Source organism: Ruminococcus albus 7 = DSM 20455, assembly GCF_000179635.2.
GTDB classification, from domain to species: Bacteria; Bacillota; Clostridia; order Oscillospirales; family Ruminococcaceae; genus Hominimerdicola; species Hominimerdicola alba.
The window spans coordinates 144,655-165,078 of sequence record NC_014825.1 but is presented as its reverse complement, the minus strand read 5'-3'; the positions used below and the strand labels follow the sequence as shown (position 1 = coordinate 165,078).

The window sequence follows — 20,424 nt, the reverse complement described above, 5'->3', positions numbered from 1 at the left end:
GTTCCGAAAACAAAGACATCTTGGAAGATAGTCAACGCATACGAAGATCTGTAACCGCCAACCAATCCACCCCCAAAATTATTCCCACCAAAAAGAGCCGTGCTGACTGACACGGCTCTTCTGTATATCATATGCTGGAAACCACTATACCTGACTGCACCTTACTACACCTTTGCTTTGCATAGACTCATTTCCGGTATTGTAACTGACTCTACCTGACTATACTTTTTCTTGCAGAAATCAGGCAGGCTGTCGCTCCACGGCATCAGAGCTTCAAGCTGTTCCCTTGTCGGAGTATGACCGTACTTCGGCAGCTCTGTCAGCAGATGCAGGAGATACCCGTACACATCAAGACCATTTCGCTTAGCTGTCTCGATAATTGTCATAACCGCCGCGCTTGCGTGAGCACCCTTCTCGGTACAGCTGAAAAGAAAATTCTTCCTTGCAATAATATAAGGCTTGACTGTTCTCTCTGCAAGATTGTTGCTCATATCCACAAGTGGATTATTTAGGAAAACAGTCAGTGCTGCTTTCTGATTTCGGGCATAATTAACCGCCTCGGCTAAGTGTGAACCATTGCCGGGGTGAAGGCTGTCTATGAATTTGTAGAACTCATCTACAAGAGGGGCGATCTTTTCCCGACGCATCTCAAGCAGCTGTTCGTCCGAATAGTCTTCCTTTCTCGCCTCCCGTTCGTATTTGAACATCTTGTCGATCATACCCACAGCGATCGCCGCTTTGCTCTTTTTGTGCTTTTCGGGTATGCAGTCGATCAGCTTCCTGCGTGCATGCGACCAGCAGCCGACTCTCGTGTAGCTGCCGCTGCCATAGGACTGAAATCCGTCAGTCTGCAATATGCCCGTATAGCCATAGTAAAGCTCCTCGGCAACAGCCTTTGTGCGACTGTCACGGTACTCGTATATTGCAATTTTTTTCTTTGCGGCTCTGCCTGTCGAGCATATCCACATCTGACCCAGCTTGTCTATTTTTTTGCCTTTATCGGTTTTCAAAGTTCTCGACGTCGTTTCATCGGCATTCAGGACAGGCTCTTTATACGAATATTTCCAGAGCATATCAATAACAGGCTCAAACCATTTTGAACCCTCGATCACCCAGTTTGCCATTGAAGTACGGCTGAGATATACCCCCTGTGCCGCCCAGTATTTTTCCTGACGGTCAAGCGGAGTACCAAGCTGATATTTTCTCTGCATTATATCCGCAACAAGCGTTTGATCCGGCAGACCCTTCGGTATGACCTGTGCGGGAGTAGGGTTTTCGGATTTGACGATATGGGGATCCTCGCCCTTTTTATCGCAGCATTCACACTTGTACACCGTTCTGTAAAACTCACGCATTTTCAGCTGTTCGGGGATATACACAAGTTTGCTTGTCAGAAATTCTTCCTTGATGACCTTGAGCTTACTGCCGCAAACAGCACAGTTACACTTGTTTTTCGGGCAGCTTCGATACGATCTTCTCTTTGGGAAGATCTTCTCTGAGCTTATTTTTGCCGCGGTGTTCACCGGTCTTTTGGGACTTTCTTTTTACAACGATGGTTTCCTCTGTCGGTTCTTCCGCAGCTTCATCGGAAAGCATTTCGGCTTCGTTGAACACGCCTTCAAAGCTCTCCTGACCGTCACACTGCAAATATTTTGACTTCTCGCTTTTACGCCCGAAAAGCATCTTGTTTCTTTTCAGAAGAAGTTCTTCAAGATGCTCTATGGTCTCATCTTTTTTCTCGTTTTCTTTTTCAAGCAAAGCGCACTTTTTTGACATTTCTTCGTATGCTTTTTTCAGTTCTTCAGTAAGCGTATAACCCCCCGCATCATAAAAGCAAACAGCCGGGCAGATAACACCCGGCTGTAACATCATATTCTGGCTTTGATTTCTCCATTTCTCTTTGCGTCCATGTATATTTCTTTGAAATCAGCTTTGCTGTTCGGACCGAATATGATCGGCATAACAGATACAAGGCCATCGGAAATGATCGCATTTTTAAATGGCAGAAGCGCTGCATCAAGCAAAGTTGGCATCGGTGCATTTCTCAGCATTTCCTCCCAACTGCTGACAATGCCGTTTACAAGAAAAACAGAATTGTCATCGATCGATATAAATACCGATCCCTTTTTCAAATGTCGCTCAATGATAAATCTGCCGGTGATGCACCCTTTCCAGCTTTTAAGTATCTCCATGTGTTATTCGGGCAGATCCGATCGCTCAAGATAATCATCAATGATCCATGTCCGTTCCCATAAAAAGTGGGCAACCTCCGCAGCATCCTGTGGGTCGATCATTCCTTGCCCGAAATAATCTTCCTCAGGAAGTATATGATATTCTCTGTTCACATAGTCAAGCAGTGGAAAAAACAGTTCATAAAACAGCTTTGCATCTTCATTACTAAGTTTCATTTTCTTCCCTCCATGGTAATAATATCGTTCCCGCAGGCTGTGAAAACAGCTCGGTCAGGTATTTCTCAGCATCAACACCGTTCGCCTGTGCAGTTGAAATGATCGAATACAGCGTTGCACTTGATCTGGCTCCGTTTGCTGTATTTGAAAACAGCCAATTTTTTCGGCCTAACGCAAACGGTCTTATTGCGTTTTCGGCTCTGTTGTTGTCGATAGGCACGTCTCCGTTTTCAAGAAACGTGTAAAGATATTTCCGTTCATTCAACGCATATCTTACTGCATCTGTCAGCTTGCCCTTACCACTGACCTGAACATTTTCAAGCCACGCAAAAAACTCGTCAAGCAAAGGCTTTACCTTCACAAGGCGCTGTTTATATCTGTATTCTGTGGAGCTGTCGGCAAGCAGATTTTCTTCGTGATATATCTTGTTGAAATATTCTACTGCCTTTGCCGCAACAGAAGTGCTGTGCAGCTTTTGGTCGTTCGGAAGAGCCTGAATAAAACCACGCCTTGCATGAGTCATACAGCCGCATCGCTTAGCACCCTCGACTGCATTGTAGGCATCGTATCCGTCACAGATAAGATAGCCGATAAATCCTTTCAGGAAATTCGAGGCGTGCTCACCCTTTCGTGTCGGCTGATAATCGAAAATGATGATGCTCCTGTCATTCATTTTGCCGTTGCAGTAGACCCACATTCTTGATGTCGTGGTAGGCTTTCGGCCTTCCTCGTGAAGCACCTGAACGGTCGTTTCATCGGCATGGATCATCTGCCCTGCGATAAGCATCTCATGCATTTTCTCCACAATCGGCAAACACCATTTTTCGGCAGCAGTGCCTACCCAATTAGACATAGTCGCTTTGAGCAGAGGTATGTTTTTGGAATTAAAGTCCTTTTCCTGACGGTGCAGAGGTACTGACTTTGCATATTTTTCGTAGATGATATGAGCCAGAAGTTCGGGAGAGCAATAGCTTCCCGGGATCATAGCGTGAGGATATGGCGCACGGATGATATGACAAGGTTCGTCCCTTTCTTCGGGCTTTTCTCCGCACTCGGGACACTTGTACTTATGTACTATATGCCTGCGGATATGATATTTTGGCGGCGTAAATATAAGTTCATCGTAAGCCTTTTCGGGAGTCAGTTCTTCCATTTCGGCGCCGCATATTTCGCATACCGGGTTGTCAATTTTGTGATGTTCTTCTTTTACAGGCAGATTGTTCATCCATTCATCGTGAGTGCGTTTTTTCTTGCGCTTGTGTTCGGGAACAGTAATTGTTTCGGCAGATTTAGCTGCGGATTTTTCTTCATTGTTTCCGAACATGGAAAGCTGAACACCGAACTCCTTTTCCATAACAACAGATGTCTGCTCTGTTTTTCTTCCGAATATCTGCTTTCTGAACCACGCTAACTGCTGATTGGCAAGTGCTAGTTCTTCCTTGAGAACAGCGTTTTCATTACGGAGCGATACAATTTCCGATGTCATATTTGGTTCGGACATAAAGCACCCCTCCGTTCGTTATGATACTTTAATGATACCACGAAAAGAGGGGCTTTTCAAGCACATATTCTGAATATTCGGTAAGTATTGCCTTAATACAGCGCCCCCGGCTTTCCCTCACGGATAGCCTTCGGCTGCTCTATTTTCAAGCCTTCCAGAAGCCAGCGAATTTGCTGAGATGTGAGCATTACTGCTTCGGTCTCACTGCGCGGCCACTGGAATCTTCCGTTGTCAAGGCGCTTGTACAACAGCAGAAAACCATCGCCCTCCCACAGCAGACCTTTGATGCGGTCACAACGTCTGCCGCAGAACAAAACAATGCTTTCGAGAACGGGTCAAGTCGAAGCTGAGCCTGAACGATAGTCGCAAGTCCGTCTATCCCGCGTCGAAGGTCGGTGTATCCCGTAACAAGATAGACCTGTGCGTCCGCTGCCAGATCATTCAGCATAGCTCATGCACCAAAGCGGTCAGAGTGTCCGCAGATATATCTGCCGGAAGAGATATTTGAAGTCCGTTTTTCTCAATGCGGATATTTTCGTTTGAGCAAGGAACTGATACAGGAACGATGGTCGGAGAATTTTCGATATACTTTTCACGAACTTTTCTTAGGCGGTTGTAATACGTGTTTGGCTTGATCCCTTTTTCTTTGCACCATTCCCGGATCGTCAGACCGCTTGCCTGCTGTGCTTTGATCTGCGCAGACCATTCCTGAAGCTGCATTTCTTTTTGATTGTTGTGATGGATGTTGTTTTGTCCATACCTGTTACCTCCTTGTCTAATCGTCTCCAATGAACTCCATGGATCAATTTGGATTATTCAATTTACTTCATGGTGTTCCTTGGAGTTTATTATACTTTATTAGACTTCGGTGGGGTAGGTGCTGGGGGTTATACGCTTACGTTCTTCATATGTCACAAAAAATGCTCCTTTCCTTGAAAAATCAGTGCTTTGCGATACTTATATTATACCACAAAACGCCCGAAAAATCAAGGAAAAGAGCGCTTTTTAAGTCATTATTTCAGAGAAATTTCATCGATAAATATGTGCAGTTTTTCAGTAAAAATCGATGCCGCCCTCGATAGTTTTTATCGCCTTTGGCTGGTCAACGGATAGTCCCTGCAATAGCCATACAAACTGCTCGTGGCTTAAGTTTCTTACCTCCTGCTCATTGCGCGGCCAGTTGAATTTTCCATTCTCAAGCCTTTTGTACAGCATGATAAATCCGTCGCCCTCCCACAGCAGAGCCTTTAGTCGATCTCTGCGCCTTCCGCAAAACAAAAACAGGCTGTCGGAAAACAGATCGAGATCAAATTCCTCTCTGATTATCGCTGCAAGACCGTCTATTGATTTACGCATATCGGTATGCCCACAGACGATGTAGATATTGGCAGCAGAAAGTTCCTTCAGCATTGTTTCAGCCCTCTGAACAGAGCCATAAGCATATCTTCGGAAGTATCCCCGGAAAGCTCAACTTCAAAGCCGTCCTTGCGTATTATTATCTTTCCGGAATCTGAAATGAGCTCCTTTCCGGTATCTGAAACAGCTTTGTTCTGTGGCACCGAGACAGAGGCGGAAACACTTACGGGAACTATGCTCTGTTTCTCACTGCCCTCGATAAGCTCGGTTCTCAGCACATTCAGACGTTTATAGTAGGTACTGACATTGATGCCGTTCTCTCTGCACCACTCATCGACCTTTTTGCCGCTCGCCTGGCACTCGCTGACCATTTCAGCCCATTCCTTATGCCTCAGCTGCATTTTGATCTCAGATATTTTTCCCATGTTCATTACTCCTTTCGGCTTGCGTATTATCCTTCAGAGTAATTATATCATATTGGGTGGGCTGTGTCGGCTCGGGGGATTGGTTGGCGGTTACTTTATCAACGCACTATTGTGCAATAAATTTGTCAACTGTTTTGTATGCAGGCGGTCAACTTTTTCGTATGGTCAAAGCTCCCCTGCGCTCTACGAACAGATTGGCTTTGGCTATAAAAAATTTGGAATCGACTTTTTCGAGTTGGTTTTTAGGTCAACTTTTTGGTAAGGAGTTCGTCAACTGTTTTGTATACATAATGATTAATCTGAACATAGAGTAGGATTAAAAGCAGTCGTGAACACTATGATTTTGATCATTACCAGAATGTTCTATCTTCAATCACTCGATTATCCAGTATGTCAACTGTTTTGTTTAAACAAAGATGTTCTGCTTACGCATAGCTTCTTGGATGGCTTGGTTTATAATATCCAAAAAAATATGAAACAGCAATATTTGATCCAATTTTAGGTCATCTGTTTTGTAAGGAGTTGGTCAACCGTTTTGTTCAAACATCGCTAAACTCACCTTGAACAGCAACCTATCATTTCTTACGATTTTAGTTATCAGAAAACAGTTCTCCTATCTTATCCATAGCGTTTACAATTTTGCTTTTTTCGATCTCATGCAGATACACGGGATTTAGTTTCTTCTTAGAGTAGCTAAGAAAAGTATCTTTGGTTTCATCAATGAGCAGTGCAGTAAAATACTGTTCCCAACTGAAATACTTGTCACTGAGAATATAGTTTTCAGGATTTGCAAGCATCTCTTGTATGCGAGTTCCGTCTATCAATCCGGACTTCAGGATCAGCCATTCAAACGACTCGGGAAGATACAAAATAACATTATCTGCGTCATGTATCAGCTTCATCACTCTGTCGATTTCCGAGCCAAAGGCTGCCCCGTCAGCAATGACAAGACACGTTTCCGAAGGGTCACGACCAAGGAGCTTTTTAAACACTCCCGAATTACCCTCAGCGCTAATAACAATCGGCTGACCGTCAGCAGCAAGTGCCGAAAAGAATTCATAGCCTGAGTTAGTGTCTTCAACAACCACTTTGACAATGTTGGATTTTTCTATCTCGCTTACCCAATGATATATACGGTAAAACTCATTATAGACTTGTTTTAGCCCTGCATATTTGCCAGATTCCCTTATGCCGTATATCTCATTCACGCTGTAAGGAAGATACGCAAGACCCTCTCTTGTGACAATCACATAATAATTTGAGCTGTGGCGTATTGCTTCGGCAAATTCCAGCGTTCTCAGAAAATCGTTATCTTCATCAATAAACACGATACTATTCTCTATCGCAGGCAGAATGTACTTCCAGTCACGCCCCGATAGTGTTCTGCACGGTACACTTGATTCAAGCTGAATACCGCTTAGTTCTCCGTCCTCATAGTACTCCCTTATCATCTCGACAAGTGTGGTCTTTCCGGTAGCGCTGTTGCCCTTGAGAATAGTAATGTTCCTACAAATAGTGAACTCGTATCTGAGCCTGCTGTTGCCGACCCTGATTGTATAACTGCCCTTCATGCGCTCACCTCACGATCATTCCGGCAATCGGAATAAGCTCCTTCATGCTGTGAACTATCTGATCTGTATTCTGAATGTGAATATCAAAGTTGCCCTCACCAAAGTCCATGATGTGACGCAGATTGATCGTTATATCCTTTTCTTGACCAATCTCAAGCAGCCACTCGGCACAGTTATCACCACAAGCAGATGCGTTGAAAATCTTGTCCGGACAATTGTTGATAAGAATAAGAGTTTTTACGCCGCCCGAAAGTTCTTTAGGAGTAATCGCACCAAGAACAGGGCTTTCGATAACTCGTTCACTGATGACGGTTGAATGGTCAACAGCCTGAATCATTTTTCGAGACAATTCATCTGTGATCCATTCGTCTTCATAAGTGTTTTTAAAGTACACGGCAGGGTTTGTGACTACACCTGCATACTCACCAAATATAATGTTCAGCATTTGTTTTTACCCTTCATTCCGTTTCTGTCATTTCTAACAGCCAATTACTATTTCTTTTTCTTTCTTTTTTACATGGTTGCGAATATATTAAACCGTTCAAAATACACGAATTTCGTGGTCAACTTTTTTGCAAGGAGTTTGTCAACTGTTTTGTTTGCACATAGCGACTGCTTCATTGTTCTTCTCTTACTATTATACACTAAAACAGACTTGATTGCAAGAGGGGCAAAGATGTTTTTCAAGGAAAAATGAAAGTGAGCCGCGGAAATTGGGATTCCTTTGGCTCACAAAATAATAACTTGGCTCAATAAATGTTGAATCGAAAATTGCTTTAGCATAGATAATAAACTCGCTCACAATAGAGAAACACATTTACTGAAACTATGTCCTACTAATTGCTAGGATTAACCCAACTTGATTTAACCTTAGCATTTGTATACTTAATGTAATCAGAAACAGTTGAATTATCGATTTTTCGGCTACTTAAATCTCCAGACAATGCTTCCGAACCTGTATATAATGTAGCTGACAATGTTACCTTGTAATTTGCATATACACCAGTAACAGGATTCCCGTCACCGTCAACAAGAGCTTCAAGATCATCTCCGGTTTTCATTGCATAAATGGTTGTAAGTTTTGTAATGTCCATTGGCGTTGTATAATCTTCATCATAAATAAACGTATTACCAGAAGCCGAAAATACAGCGCCAGAAGTTCGATTACCAACAGTAACATTTCCAGAAACATAATCAGACATTTTTACAGTTTCATAAGCACCGGATTCATTCTTCTTTTCTAAAGAAAGAGTCCATCTAATCTTACCGGCTTGAGCTGAATCAACAAATGAAACCGCATTATATGTTCCGTCAGCAGTTATAATATTATTGAAATATTCAGCCTCATCTATTGGGTTTATGCCAAGCATATTATAATTCTTTACAATATCTATATCATCACTAGTATCAACAACGTAAACAAGCGTTGCTGATGAGGGGGTCTCGCTATGATACTTTACTGCATTAGAATCAGCCATTTCTTCTCTTATACTGCTGTAAGCTATATTAGTATAATCTGAATCTAAGGTCGAATATGCTTTGACAGTTGTGCCTACGGTGTTTTGTCCTTCCACAGTACTGGGTTGATAGGGAAATTGGTTAGGAATATTCAGATAGTCAAAATGAACTCGTAAACCATTGACAGATATTATTGCACCTCCATATGTTGATCCGATTTTTTCAACTAAAAGCGGCTTAATATTATAATCCAAATCACCAATTTGAATAAAACTAGATGTATTGTTTGGTGACGGAATACTGAATCCAGATATATCAACAGCACTATCGGAAAATGTTGAAGATATAGTTCCATAAATCCCTGACGCTGCTTTAGCCGTATTTACAGTATAAGTAGGTGTTCCATAAATAGTGTTTTCAACGGTGGTACCATCATTCTTCGTTAATCCCAACAGAATACTATGGTACACTTCAATTGAATCATTATTCAAATACCTAATTATCGTTTCAGCCTCATCATTATCGTTGTTAACTGAGATTTTTACAGTTATGTCAGCTTCAAAATAATCACAGCTGTTATTCACCAAACCACTTTGAGCATTTTCCGTTTCAAACTTTGTAAATTCTTGCTTGAAAATATTTCCTAAAATCAATGCAGATTCAGTTTGATTTGTGCATTTCAAAGTATGTTTGCTAATCTCCGAATTCTGAGGAGATGAGGAAAGCGAAGGCGCAGAACCACCTATAATTACTCTTAGCGGATCATCTGCCGTATCTGTAAAGAAAGTAATGTAATAGCTTTCCGTTAATCCAGCCGGAGGTAAAGAAGTTACTCCATCAACTGTTAAGTAATACTTGGTTTTTGAACTATCCGATATTTCAGCGTCCGTTGCGGGTCTAAAGTTGGAGCGAGTTGTTTCACTTCCAATTGTTGCAGTTACATATACCGATTCACCAGCAGCCGATATTACATAGGCCTTAGTAGCTGCTGACGATGATGTCGTACTGGCTGAAATTAGCAGCCTCTCTCCAAAATTCTTTGCCGCAAAATAATCAGAACCGTTTTTAAACTTGGTAAGATCAACAAAATAATCATTTTGATCAGAGTTGGTATTTTTAGTAAAAACTCCCGTGTCGCTTGCCTTAGCAAAATACGCTCTATCGTTATTATTTGCATCGACCAAAACCATTCTTGTATTGAACGGAAGATTACTTGCAGCAGTCTTTAATTGCAGCTTGTTGTTAGTATGCCACATCAAACTTTCGCCATTGTTAATCATCTCCTGCCACTCACTTACATTTGAAGTGTAATCATAACGGAAATACATGGTGACCGGTGTTCCGAGATTAGTAACACTTGGTGTTCCCCATTTATCCTCCGTTGTGTGTGATGAAGTTTTGTAAACATAGTTAGTATAATCATATACCGTACCCGGCAAAGAAGAAGCCTTGAAATTAAACTTCAATAATTTCTTTATGAGTACCGGTACATATACATGATATGCGACTTCGTTAGAATTGCTCGGGTTCAAGAACTGAATGTCAACCAAAGTAAAGCACGCTGTATCTGCATCAGTATCAGGGTGTTCAACAGAAGGGTAAAAACCATTAGTATCTCTAGTTAATCCATCACTGCTGGCAGTCTTTACGAATACTTGCTCAGTTGAGTCATAAGTACATCTGTAAATTTGAACCTTATATACATTCCCATTATTATTTGTTCGAGAATAAACATCTGTTGTATGCGTAAGCATCTGAACATAACTATTTATTGCGGTATTTAAATCATCTCTTAATCCGTTATTATCAACCGCAATTACAGCAAAGTTTGAGACTCCTTCAGGCAGAGAACCATCACCCATTTCGTCCTCATAGGTTGAGAATAGTTGAGCATCTCTAAAGCCTGCGTAATTCGTTTTGGCAGTTGAATTTACATCAGCAAGTGAGGAAATAATACCAGCTGTATCAACACCATTGTAATTGCTCAGAGTATCCGCAGCAAGGTAATTTGACATAATACTGTCGCCTGTCAATACCTGAGTGCTATCTGCTTCTGTTCCGCTAATGTTGATACTTGGGCTTACAGTTACCCACGGTGACTTCGCTGTGACATTTGTTTTATCTGACAAATCAGATTGCTTGGTTCCAGCAGTTGCTGTAGTTGTGCTTTTTCCAAGAGTGTCAGCAAAGATAATATACCCGCCTGAACCATAATTGTAATTTGAGTCGGAGTTTTTAGCTCCAACAATTCTGTTCAGGTGATCATGAGCTGTATTTTCTAAGTGTTGTCTTGTTAAACCTACAAGTTTAATTACACAGCCGCCATTATTACCGACCAAATAACCGTATTTTTTTTCGATATATCCATTACTATGCTTATGAACTACCCCTTCCTCATCAACATAATTATTGAACTGAATGTTATCAAGTAGTATGTTATATCCATTTGTAGTACATTTTAAATATCCAAATAATGAGCCATGATAATTAGAATAGATATTCAAATCTGTAGCTTTGAAATTTTTTATTGTTACAGTTCCTCCAGTTTGCATATTTGATGAAATTCCACCAGTATCATTATAAGAACGTAACGTATAACCCTCAACACTACAATCAATAAAATCTTTATTCTTATCGTTCCACATAACACCAACTAATCCGCCACAACCTCTATCACCTAGGTTTGACAACTTTTTGATTCCATTAATCGATGCGCTATTACTACTTACAACATGGACATCTGACATCAGCAAATAGGATCCAGATGCTGTCTTACCTGAACCAGCTGCATCATGTCCAATAATCCCCGCAACTCTATGACCATAAAAATCAACATTGTAAACATAGCAATGCTCTATTATCATCGAATAACTATAACTGCTGTTCTTATTTGTCATGCTCCTGCCAACAAGTCCACCTACAGCAATCTGATAATAATTATCGACATTGTTAGTATTAGTATATGGTGCTTTATTAGGGTATCCTATACGAAGATTAGATATTGCTGTACTACTACCTACAGTTATATTACTCAGCGTTATTGGTTGATTAGTTGAAGCATTTGCTGCCCAACCGATAATACCACCAGCTCCATTATTATATGTAATAGTGCCTGTTTCATAAAAGTAGGAAACAATACTAAGGTTATCAAGAGTCAAACTGTCAATAGTTAAGCCAATTTGTTCACATCGTCCCACAATACCTCCAACATAATCTTTGGAAGTGACAGTCAAAGTGCCATTTGAAGCTGTTATATTTGATATTTTGGCTAAATACACATTACTTGCTGCCATTTTCAGATAGCCGAACAAGCCGCCGGCAGTTTTAAACCCATTGATAGTAAGCCCTGAAAGATCTATGCCTTCTATTCTTAAATCATTTGCCTCACTGTATCCACAATAACCTGCAAATCCACCAACATCTATGTATTTATCCTTATAAACATTTGAAGAACTATATTCTGTAACATCAGCTACATTATAGTCAATAGTACCTGTTAAATTAAGGTTCTTAATTTTGTAATCATCTGTTTCAAGATTATCAGCTGTTACAGCACCTCCCTGCGCCTGTGAATTATGCTTAATCGAACTAAAGAGACCAAAACCTACATTACCACTACTTGGACAGTAGTTATCTGTACTATCAGAGTAATGGTTCAAGGACATATTCAAATGAATAGTTTTCTCATTACCGTTGAATTTATGAAGACTAATTCCATCGGATGTGGATTTATCGTAACCGATGTACCCAACTCCCTTAAATCCATCAGGTAAATACCAGTCAGCGTCGCTTCCTGTAAGAGTCATATTGCAAACGGTTTTATTGTTTGTAAGAGATAATACATAATACTTTTCACCGACTGCACTTGTATATCTTTCAACAATATAAGGAGCATACTTAATGCCATTTACCGTGTCTACACCAACAGTATCATATTTAGCATAGGAATTATAATCGCTGTTATCAGCCGTGCCGACTTTGTCATATTTTCCATGATGCATTGCCTGTTTAACTGTTGAATCATAGCTATCACTATTTAACACTTTAAGTGCAGTACCATATTTATCATTACCTATAGTTCTGCTTTGCATTAATAGCGAAAGTACATAAAGCGACTGAGCATTAGGAATGGTTACATTAGTCGTGTAATATCCTGTTGTTCCTTTTTGCGTATAGGCCGAAACTTCAACCTTGTCAATGTCAGGGTCAATATCAGCAATAGAATAATTCTTTGTACCATTTTTCATAGTAACGTTACTTTCACTATATTTATAATCATTACTACTACTGTTGGTTCCTGCTTCATAAACTGCATAGCCATTAAGGACTCGTCCAATAATTGGGTTGACATAAAGCCAATCAGTGCTATCCATAGCTATACTTGTTGTACCGTCCTTAACAATGCCTGTTGTAAGTCCGGCATGGTTTTTACCGTTCATTCCTCTGAAAATCAGGGCACCGCTGGCTACAACACCAACATATCCGCCTACCGGAATAACATTTGCAGATGAACCTTCAACTTTAATGGTTGAATCTGTAAAATCTACAGCAACATTATCTATGATATTATCTCCACCAAGAATCTGACCGATAACAGCTCCGTAGTTAGAGCAGCCACCACTAATTACGAATTTCTGAGTATTGTTTTCCTGTGTTCTAGAGATATTCTCATTTCTGACATTAATATTCAAATCTTTCACAACACTACCATGGCTTGTTTTGATAAGCGGAGAACCGGTATTATTGACAAGAGGATATGTTGCAGTATCAGTATCTCCTACTATTACGCCATGAAAAGCATACTCATTAGAGGTACCGCCAAGACCATTAAACGAAGCGCTGCTTATTGTAATACTCTCATAAGTTACAGTATCATCTTCACCCTCTTTTTCAACCTTGGTGATCTTATAATATGCACCAGCAAGATACTTTGCAAGCTGTGCCGTAGTATGATTATATGTTGCAGTACTCGCTTTATAGGTGCCGTTATTGAACGTTAAGAGAATGTGATCGTTGGTATGCCAAGTTTCATAAGTGAAATTGGTGCCCGAAACAGCAGTAATATTAGGAACATTGATAGTAAAACCATCACTAACTTCGCCTTGTTCCAAAATCTTTGCAATAACTTCTATCTGACCATTAGTATCAATTATATAAGGATCATTATACGTGCCACAGCCGTCAGTAATACTAACATTGGTGTGATTGACCATTATTTCTCTTGAACGCTGTGTATCACTTGCCTCAGAATAATTTCGAACAGCTACATAAGGAAGAAAGTCAGCAAAACTATATTCTGTTTCATCTTGTGTATTATCATACGATGTTGGGTCAGTCTTTCCCAGCAAGTCTACATAGTGATCCTGCATACCTACAAATTCACTTGTTCCGGTTATTTCATAACCGTAAGTTACATTATGAATGGCTGCTTTTGTGGAACTATTCCAGTCCTCGGAAAGTCTATAATTATACACTCCTTTACAGTCGCTATTGTTATTAAAGATAAACTCTTCTAAAAGAGTAGCTCTTGTAAATACACCTTGAGTAGTTCCATAGGCTGTTGAAAGACCCGATAATGCCTCCACACTCTTGTTTGAATCTGTTCTCGCATCAAGTCTTATATCATTAAATGTTAAACTGATTGAATCTGAGGTGGCTTTATTATCTCCATCTCTTGTACCAACCGTTCCTATCAAACTTGAACCCGCAGTATTAACACCGCCGCCAGTAGCAACATAGCTATTAGCAGCTGTTTTTACTCCATTAAGAGATAATGAAACGTGATTATTGATTCTGTTTATCAGAACCGGTTTATAAGTAGTAACCGCACTCGATTCCCCTTCAGGAGTATAGTTATCAGCAGCATTGACAGTTAATCCGTTTAAGGTTATTAGCTTTCCTGTTGTATTGGAAAACGAAGTTGTTCCTTCCGTAAGTCCGCCTAAAGTGCCGGTAACTATAGCACCTGACCCATTTTCATGTTTACCAATACTACCAGACAATGTGATATTATCACCTATACTTAAATTACTAGTAACATTATTAAATAATCCGGAATGCATCAAATAATGCTGGGAATTATTACTAACTGTTGAGCGGTAGGTAGTTCCTGCAACAACAGAATCTTCTATATTCTTATTATTGAAAGTAAAACTAGCCGCACCTATACTAACATCAGATGATGCTCTATTAATTGGATAATAAGATACTTTTGATAAATCAAAATCACCTGTCAGGGGCTCTGTTGCATTATTTGAAGACGTAAAATATGACTGAATACCGGAACTGGCATACTGTTTAAGATTCCACATCATCAGTTTATATGCGTTCTGTTCAGCCGTTGTACTGCCTGATGGGTATGAACCCGATGTAACAGCTGCACGAATAACATCTAAATCATAATAATATCTTGTGAATTTATTATTGTTTAAACTGTTCGGAGAAGTTATCTGATTTGAATATTTACCACCAACTACAGTTCCGCTAGCAGTATGAATAGATACAACTCCATTACCGTTGTTCAGCACATTAGAATTCCCACTATCATCAACCGAAGCGCTGTATGCAACCAATTCATCATAAACAGTTAAAGTACTTCCTGTGTTTGTTACAGTGTTACCTGTACTAAGGTCAAATCCATTGTTAGAACCTGATGAACTCTTTATTTCCATAAAAAGTCCATCTCCTTTATTTACAAGGACACCATAATTAGTAGTGTTAATTAAACCAAAGTCAGTGTTATTAATTTTTAATTTTGATACAGCCCAATGCCCCGTTGCGGTGTGTACCAAACCAGCAGCACTAACAGCTGTCTGATCAACATCTCCGTAAGAAACAACTATTCCTGTCGTTCCGGTATTACCAATATTAACCTCTGTATTATCCCATTTATACCCAAGAACTCCACCTGCACACTCACTTGCTGTTAAATTCAAATCATAGTAGGAAATCGATACATCATTAAAATTGACAGTTTTATTCTTTGTGGAACCGTTGATAACACCTATCATTCCACCACATCTTGCGTAATCTGCACCAGAAGTATTAGATAAACTTGCTGAACTTGTAGAACTGGTATTTCCTAAAGTATAATCACTGAAACTTACAGTAACTGTATTGTCTTCAACAAAACCTATTCCATTTGATGCATAGGTCGTTTTATGCCCATTTAAAGAAATAACAGATTTATTACTTCCACTTATTGAGATAACTGACCCATTACCTTCAACTTCACCAATCATTCCACCAATATACTGGCTTTTATCCGAACTGAAGCTACCATCTATTCTAATTGTGTTGGTGACACTTGTCAAAGAAAGATCACCTTTCGATTGACCGACAAATCCTCCTAAGTACATTTCAATGCTAGCCTTAGTATCAATTGTTCCTCCAATCGTAAGACTCGAAATAGTTGCATCATCAGATACAGAAAGTAAACCTACTTTAGCATGACCATGAAGTCTACCATTACCATCGCCGTTAGTAGTTAATGCAGATGTTCCTCTTATTCCATAAGGTTCACCAATTGCAAGATTAACAATTCCACCACCATTTATAGTTCCGGAAAAAGCAACATCAGTTTCAGTTGCAGTATTACCGGAAAAAGTGGTTTTTTTGCCATCGTCGCGCATTAATCCCATTACTCCCGTACCTGCGAGATTAATCGTTCCTGATATAGAAATAGTGGTTAAACTGCTGAGAAGAGTATCAGATACAGTTTTAGTATCATCATTTGAGTCCTGAGCAAATTGTAAAGCACCACGATCTCCCTGATTGATCTGCATATTTACAGCAGTAGCAATAAACTGAGCTGGTGTTGAAATTGAAGTCGTTGAAGATGCCACAGTTACAGTATGCGCAGAAGAATCAAACTCAAAAACATCTCCTGAACCATCACTTGCAACGCGAACAACTTCGCCCCAATTTCCAATATCATCAACAGCGGCAGCGGTTCCTCGTTTGAAAAGCCAACCGCTTGTGCTGCCATCGCCTACTCCATAAATTAGGGTATTTCCTCTCTTGTTGACAAGCTGAGCATCAGAGCTGGTAGTACCTGAAAGATCAGTAGTTCCAGTAAGTCTAATAACACCACAATTCATAGTACCTACAAGACCGGAATGAGACGAACCTGATAGCGTAAAATCGCCTATATCCAAAAAATGACCTGCATTTCCGGCATTGTTTACAACACCGCAAAATGAGCTTTTAATGTTATTTGTAACCGAAGAGCCATTAACCGTAATATAAGCAGGATTGGAGTCATCAATTTTCCCAACTAATCCCGCACAATTGCCAGTACCATTTGTCGTTAAAGCTATTTCGCCAATAGTAAGTGTGTTAACAAGTGCGCTTGTTTTATATAAACCAATCAATCCTCCATAAACTGCATTTTGGGGTTGATTTGCTACAGTTGTAGAAATTGAATAAGAATCATCACCTGTTTCAGCATCTTTAGCTCCAGCCAAAGAAAAATCACCTGATGTTTCAAGCACACCAAAAAGACCTCCGGCATTTGCTGAGGTTACTGTACAGCTAATCTGTGCTTTATCAAGATCAAATGTTGTTCCGCTTCCACTAATATAATAACCGGCAATACTTCCGGCACCGTTTTTGCCATTAATGTGTTCATTAACGTTAAAACCGTTGTCAAATACTATGGAAGCATTGGTGGCTTTTCCAACTAAACCACCTGCATAACCATTTGAAGCCGTTATAGTTCTATTAGAACCTCCTGTTATGTTTGAACCATCAAGAATTACTCTGGAGCCAGATTCCATTTCACCGATCAAACCACCAGCATTTCCACTTGCGGATGTGACAGAAAAATTGGTGTTTGAACCGCCAACTGATACCTTAATTTCGGCATTCTCCCCCAATGTGCCACAAATCAATCCTGCGTTTACACCGGAAGCTGTCGCTTGAATATCAGCTTTATATTCTTCTCCATTATTTGTATATTGAGCATCATTTAAAATATCAAGACTTAATTTGCTGTTATCATCAATACGACCAATTACACTTGGAAAGTTAGTGACAACCGAAGCTTCGCCTTCTTCATGAAAATAATTGATCCTAATTCTCCAATTAGTATATTGACTTTCATCAGCAGGGTCATATTTTGTAGTATCTGTATCATGAATAACATTTTCGGCGAAAATTGGCATAAGGTTTGAGGTCATCGGTCTTCTCAACTCCAAATACCCACTACTGCTTCCACCTGAAACTGTTACTTGCGCACTATCCTTAATATATCCAAATAATGGTTTTGAAAAATTGAAATAAGAACTAGCCAAAACCGTTATATTGACTGTTCCCTCAAATGCATTAGATGAACTATTGCCAATACTAATGAATTCGTCATAAGAATACTGTGTATCAGAGGTTTGATATGTTCCAACTCCATTGGAAGCAATAGAAATATTAAGAGTATCTTTCGCATGAGAAGCATCATATTCTTTAGAATACTGAACCAACTCACTAATAGTACTAATGTTTCTCGTTTCCTCAGCATATACAACAGGAAGCAAATTTATTCCAATGTCATCTAAAACAGTTAAGATATACGAATCTGATATAAGAATTGCAGCTGACAAAACAAGGCACACTACACGCTTAAACAAATTCGAGCGTCTCTTATTATTCGATTTGTTTTTCATGTTATTCGAGCCTTCCTTTCACATAATTGTAAGTTGTATTAGCCCTATTACAGCCGTATCTAAAACACTCAATATATCAAGGTGATGTCGAAGCCGTAAAGTTAAAAATAATTAAAGGATCGTTTGAATTATCATCATTTGCAATTGAAGAAAAATTAGTTATACTACTCCAATTTGAATTAGTGCTTTTATACATTTGGAATGAATATCTGTTTTTAGTTTGATTTGCTGTAACATTATATTTTAGTGAATAATATCCATTTTCCGGACCATCTACTACGGCAGATATGCCTTCATTATCCATGTAATGAGTGTTGATTTCCAACATATCTGCTTTCCATTTCAATGTTATTGTTCCTGCTCCTGCTCCACTAATAACATAATTAAAAGCATCATAGTCAGTAACAGCTTTACCGGTAGCTCTAGGTTCAACTAAAGCTCCTGACCAGTTCGTATCCTCACTTTGATCTACAGATACTGCACTTATAATTGCACCGAGAGATTTTAAATCATCAGTAGATTTTTTTTGGTTTCCATCAAGAATTAAGGGCTTTGCAAAGAAATCCATGTATATTCCTGTATTGACATTAGGAAAATGAATCGTATAGGTGTTCGTACTGGTTTTTTTGCCTTTCAATTCTTGATTACCGATTGTTAGAAAAAATCTATTTGTTCCCGAGTCTTTTTCAAAATAATGTTTCGTTCCATCACTTTCTTCAACATAATAACGCAAAAGCTCAGCAGCTTCATTTTCAAAAACCGGAGCTAATGATTGATTATCTGTCAATTCTACTTTAAGATCATAATAAATTGTTGTTTCATAATATGACGCTTCAAATCCTTGAGGGTAATTGCATATTGACAAAGCTCTATCAATTCCACCATCATGAACGTTACCCGGAACAGGAATTAAGCGAAATACATGAGCAGCATTATCTGTTTCAAGTTCATCAAGTCGATTGGAAGAAAAACGATTGCCTGCTCCGCCCATCGTGCTTATTACGCGCTTAACATTTTGTGTTCTAACATAGGCAGCATAAGTTGTTATGGAAGCAAGCACAAACACTGACAATACTAACCAAATTACTATCCAATATGTCTTCAAAAATCTAAGGATTCGTTTTTTCATTTACACTTGCCTCCCTTCTAATCTCTTGTATTATAGTAAATCAGTCGCTTGTTCTAACCACGGATGGAGAAACAACCGTAATATAAATCTCATCTGTTTCTTTTTCATTTCTAAGACTTGGAGCATCAGACCAATCAACTCTTAAAACATAGTAATCGCAAAAATCTTGCCCATTAGGGGTTTCGGCATTTTTCTTGATTGGACCCGCTTGCATATACAAAGGAACAGCGTTTTTCTGAACTCTTGTAGTATTGGTTTCATCATATGTTTGACTGTAATATGTATTTGATGAATTCTTTACTGCCAATTGATCTCCTGCGTGATTAACATAATTAGAAGCATCCATCACTTTACCATATTGTTTATCTGCGTCGTTATATGTATAATTCTCATTTGCTCTAAATGTATAATAAATGGTTTGCGGACTAGTACCCTCTCCATTACTATGAGTTGTATATGAAACTGATGTTCCCTTTAATACATCTGATAGATCTTCATATTCAGAAACTGAATATATATCGTCATTATTGACTCTGTAAACAGAATACTTAAACGGAATATTAGTAGTATGAGCAAGTTGCAAATAATATTCATTAATATCCCAAGAACCTTGAACACTAAACACATAATCCTTGTGCGTTGTAACTCTGTTGCCAGGGGTTCCAACGTCTATAGAAGACATATCCAAATACACTATACTTTCCTGATTACCAGCACTAAGATATAGTGTATACGGAGCATTAATATTGGTTAAAACAGCCATTTTCCGTTGCTTTGAAAACCAAGCTAAAACCGGAATCGATATGCCAATCATTACTGTTAATAAAATCGACACAAGTAACTGAATTTTACGTTTTTTAGACAGCTTCTCATAATAAGATTTTATTGTATTAATTATTTTAATCTTCATCATTTCGCCG

13 protein-coding genes and 1 pseudogene are annotated in these 20,424 nt (G+C 39.3%); all 14 read right to left on the bottom strand.

The features are described 5' to 3' along the window. Positions 1-164 precede the first annotated feature (164 nt). The 14 genes and pseudogenes from tnpC (RUMAL_RS19495) to RUMAL_RS19430 all read right to left on the bottom strand — a co-directional run bounded on the left by tnpC (RUMAL_RS19495) (position 165) and on the right by RUMAL_RS19430 (position 20,417). Positions 165-1,523 carry an IS66 family transposase gene (gene tnpC, locus RUMAL_RS19495; protein ID WP_080557327.1) on the bottom strand — a complete coding sequence of 453 codons (1,359 nt, stop codon included), beginning with the start codon at positions 1,521-1,523 and terminating at the stop codon, positions 165-167. Then, positions 1,441-1,776: an IS66 family transposase gene (locus RUMAL_RS21505; RefSeq protein WP_162145126.1), complete on the bottom strand. Its 336-nt coding sequence runs from the start codon at positions 1,774-1,776 to the stop codon at positions 1,441-1,443. Before RUMAL_RS21505 ends, tnpC (RUMAL_RS19495) begins: the two co-directional genes overlap by 83 nt. Positions 1,777-1,868: 92 nt before the next feature. Then, complete coding sequence (locus RUMAL_RS19485) at positions 1,869-2,192, bottom strand: hypothetical protein (RefSeq protein ID WP_043550630.1); 324 nt, start codon at positions 2,190-2,192, stop codon at positions 1,869-1,871. A 3-nt stretch (positions 2,193-2,195) separates the two neighbouring features. Then, positions 2,196-2,408 carry a hypothetical protein gene (locus RUMAL_RS19480; RefSeq protein ID WP_043550632.1) on the bottom strand — a complete coding sequence of 71 codons (213 nt, stop codon included), beginning with the start codon at positions 2,406-2,408 and terminating at the stop codon, positions 2,196-2,198. Then, positions 2,398-3,909 (bottom strand): IS66 family transposase, encoded by a 1,512-nt coding sequence (gene tnpC / locus RUMAL_RS19475; RefSeq protein WP_013483805.1) that lies wholly within the window; start codon positions 3,907-3,909, stop codon positions 2,398-2,400. Before tnpC (RUMAL_RS19475) ends, RUMAL_RS19480 begins: the two co-directional genes overlap by 11 nt. A 92-nt stretch (positions 3,910-4,001) precedes the next feature. Further along, positions 4,002-4,357: pseudogene (gene tnpB, locus RUMAL_RS21575) on the bottom strand (IS66 family insertion sequence element accessory protein TnpB). Further along, entirely contained in the window at positions 4,351-4,698 is a 348-nt protein-coding gene (gene tnpA, locus RUMAL_RS19465; RefSeq protein ID WP_013483804.1) for an IS66 family insertion sequence element accessory protein TnpA, read from the bottom strand. Before tnpA (RUMAL_RS19465) ends, tnpB (RUMAL_RS21575) begins: the two are co-directional and overlap by 7 nt. Positions 4,699-4,962: 264 nt before the next feature. Continuing rightward, entirely contained in the window at positions 4,963-5,319 is a 357-nt protein-coding gene (tnpB, locus tag RUMAL_RS19460; RefSeq protein ID WP_013483803.1) for an IS66 family insertion sequence element accessory protein TnpB, read from the bottom strand. Beyond that, a complete protein-coding gene (tnpA, locus tag RUMAL_RS22205) occupies positions 5,313-5,690 on the bottom strand; it encodes an IS66 family insertion sequence element accessory protein TnpA (protein ID WP_013483802.1) in 378 nt (125 codons plus the stop codon). The genes tnpB (RUMAL_RS19460) and tnpA (RUMAL_RS22205) overlap by 7 nt, the downstream gene beginning before the upstream one ends. Before the next feature lie 590 nt (positions 5,691-6,280). Further along, positions 6,281-7,261, bottom strand: a complete 981-nt coding sequence (locus RUMAL_RS19450) for a hypothetical protein (protein WP_013483801.1) — start codon at positions 7,259-7,261, stop codon at positions 6,281-6,283. A 4-nt stretch (positions 7,262-7,265) separates the two neighbouring features. Further along, positions 7,266-7,706 (bottom strand): DUF4869 domain-containing protein, encoded by a 441-nt coding sequence (locus tag RUMAL_RS19445; RefSeq protein ID WP_013483800.1) that lies wholly within the window; start codon positions 7,704-7,706, stop codon positions 7,266-7,268. A gap of 391 nt (positions 7,707-8,097) precedes the next feature. After that, the gene (locus RUMAL_RS19440) at positions 8,098-18,375 is read right to left on the bottom strand and encodes a beta strand repeat-containing protein (RefSeq protein ID WP_013483799.1); all 10,278 of its coding nucleotides are present in this window, start codon (positions 18,373-18,375) and stop codon (positions 8,098-8,100) included. Positions 18,376-18,451: 76 nt separating this feature from the next. Next, positions 18,452-19,504, bottom strand: a complete 1,053-nt coding sequence (locus RUMAL_RS19435) for a hypothetical protein (RefSeq protein ID WP_013483798.1) — start codon at positions 19,502-19,504, stop codon at positions 18,452-18,454. A gap of 40 nt (positions 19,505-19,544) precedes the next feature. Then, on the bottom strand, positions 19,545-20,417 hold the full coding sequence (locus tag RUMAL_RS19430) for a hypothetical protein (protein WP_013483797.1): 873 nt from the start codon (positions 20,415-20,417) through the stop codon (positions 19,545-19,547). Positions 20,418-20,424 lie beyond the last annotated feature (7 nt).

What these genes read in the sequence shown, in the direction of transcription:
- RUMAL_RS19450 (WP_013483801.1), bottom strand. Translation starts at nt 7,261, where the DNA reads ATGAAGGGCAGTTATACAATCAGGGTCGGCAACAGCAGGCTCAGATAC.
- RUMAL_RS19480 (WP_043550632.1), bottom strand. Translation starts at nt 2,408, where the DNA reads ATGAAACTTAGTAATGAAGATGCAAAGCTGTTTTATGAACTGTTTTTT.
- RUMAL_RS19445 (WP_013483800.1), bottom strand. Translation starts at nt 7,706, where the DNA reads ATGCTGAACATTATATTTGGTGAGTATGCAGGTGTAGTCACAAACCCT.
- RUMAL_RS21505 (WP_162145126.1), bottom strand. Translation starts at nt 1,776, where the DNA reads ATGTCAAAAAAGTGCGCTTTGCTTGAAAAAGAAAACGAGAAAAAAGAT.
- tnpC (WP_013483805.1), bottom strand. Translation starts at nt 3,909, where the DNA reads ATGTCCGAACCAAATATGACATCGGAAATTGTATCGCTCCGTAATGAA.
- RUMAL_RS19435 (WP_013483798.1), bottom strand. Translation starts at nt 19,504, where the DNA reads ATGAAAAAACGAATCCTTAGATTTTTGAAGACATATTGGATAGTAATT.
- RUMAL_RS19430 (WP_013483797.1), bottom strand. Translation starts at nt 20,417, where the DNA reads ATGATGAAGATTAAAATAATTAATACAATAAAATCTTATTATGAGAAG.
- tnpA (WP_013483802.1), bottom strand. Translation starts at nt 5,690, where the DNA reads ATGGGAAAAATATCTGAGATCAAAATGCAGCTGAGGCATAAGGAATGG.
- RUMAL_RS19485 (WP_043550630.1), bottom strand. Translation starts at nt 2,192, where the DNA reads ATGGAGATACTTAAAAGCTGGAAAGGGTGCATCACCGGCAGATTTATC.
- tnpB (WP_013483803.1), bottom strand. Translation starts at nt 5,319, where the DNA reads ATGCTGAAGGAACTTTCTGCTGCCAATATCTACATCGTCTGTGGGCAT.
- RUMAL_RS19440 (WP_013483799.1), bottom strand. Translation starts at nt 18,375, where the DNA reads ATGAAAAACAAATCGAATAATAAGAGACGCTCGAATTTGTTTAAGCGT.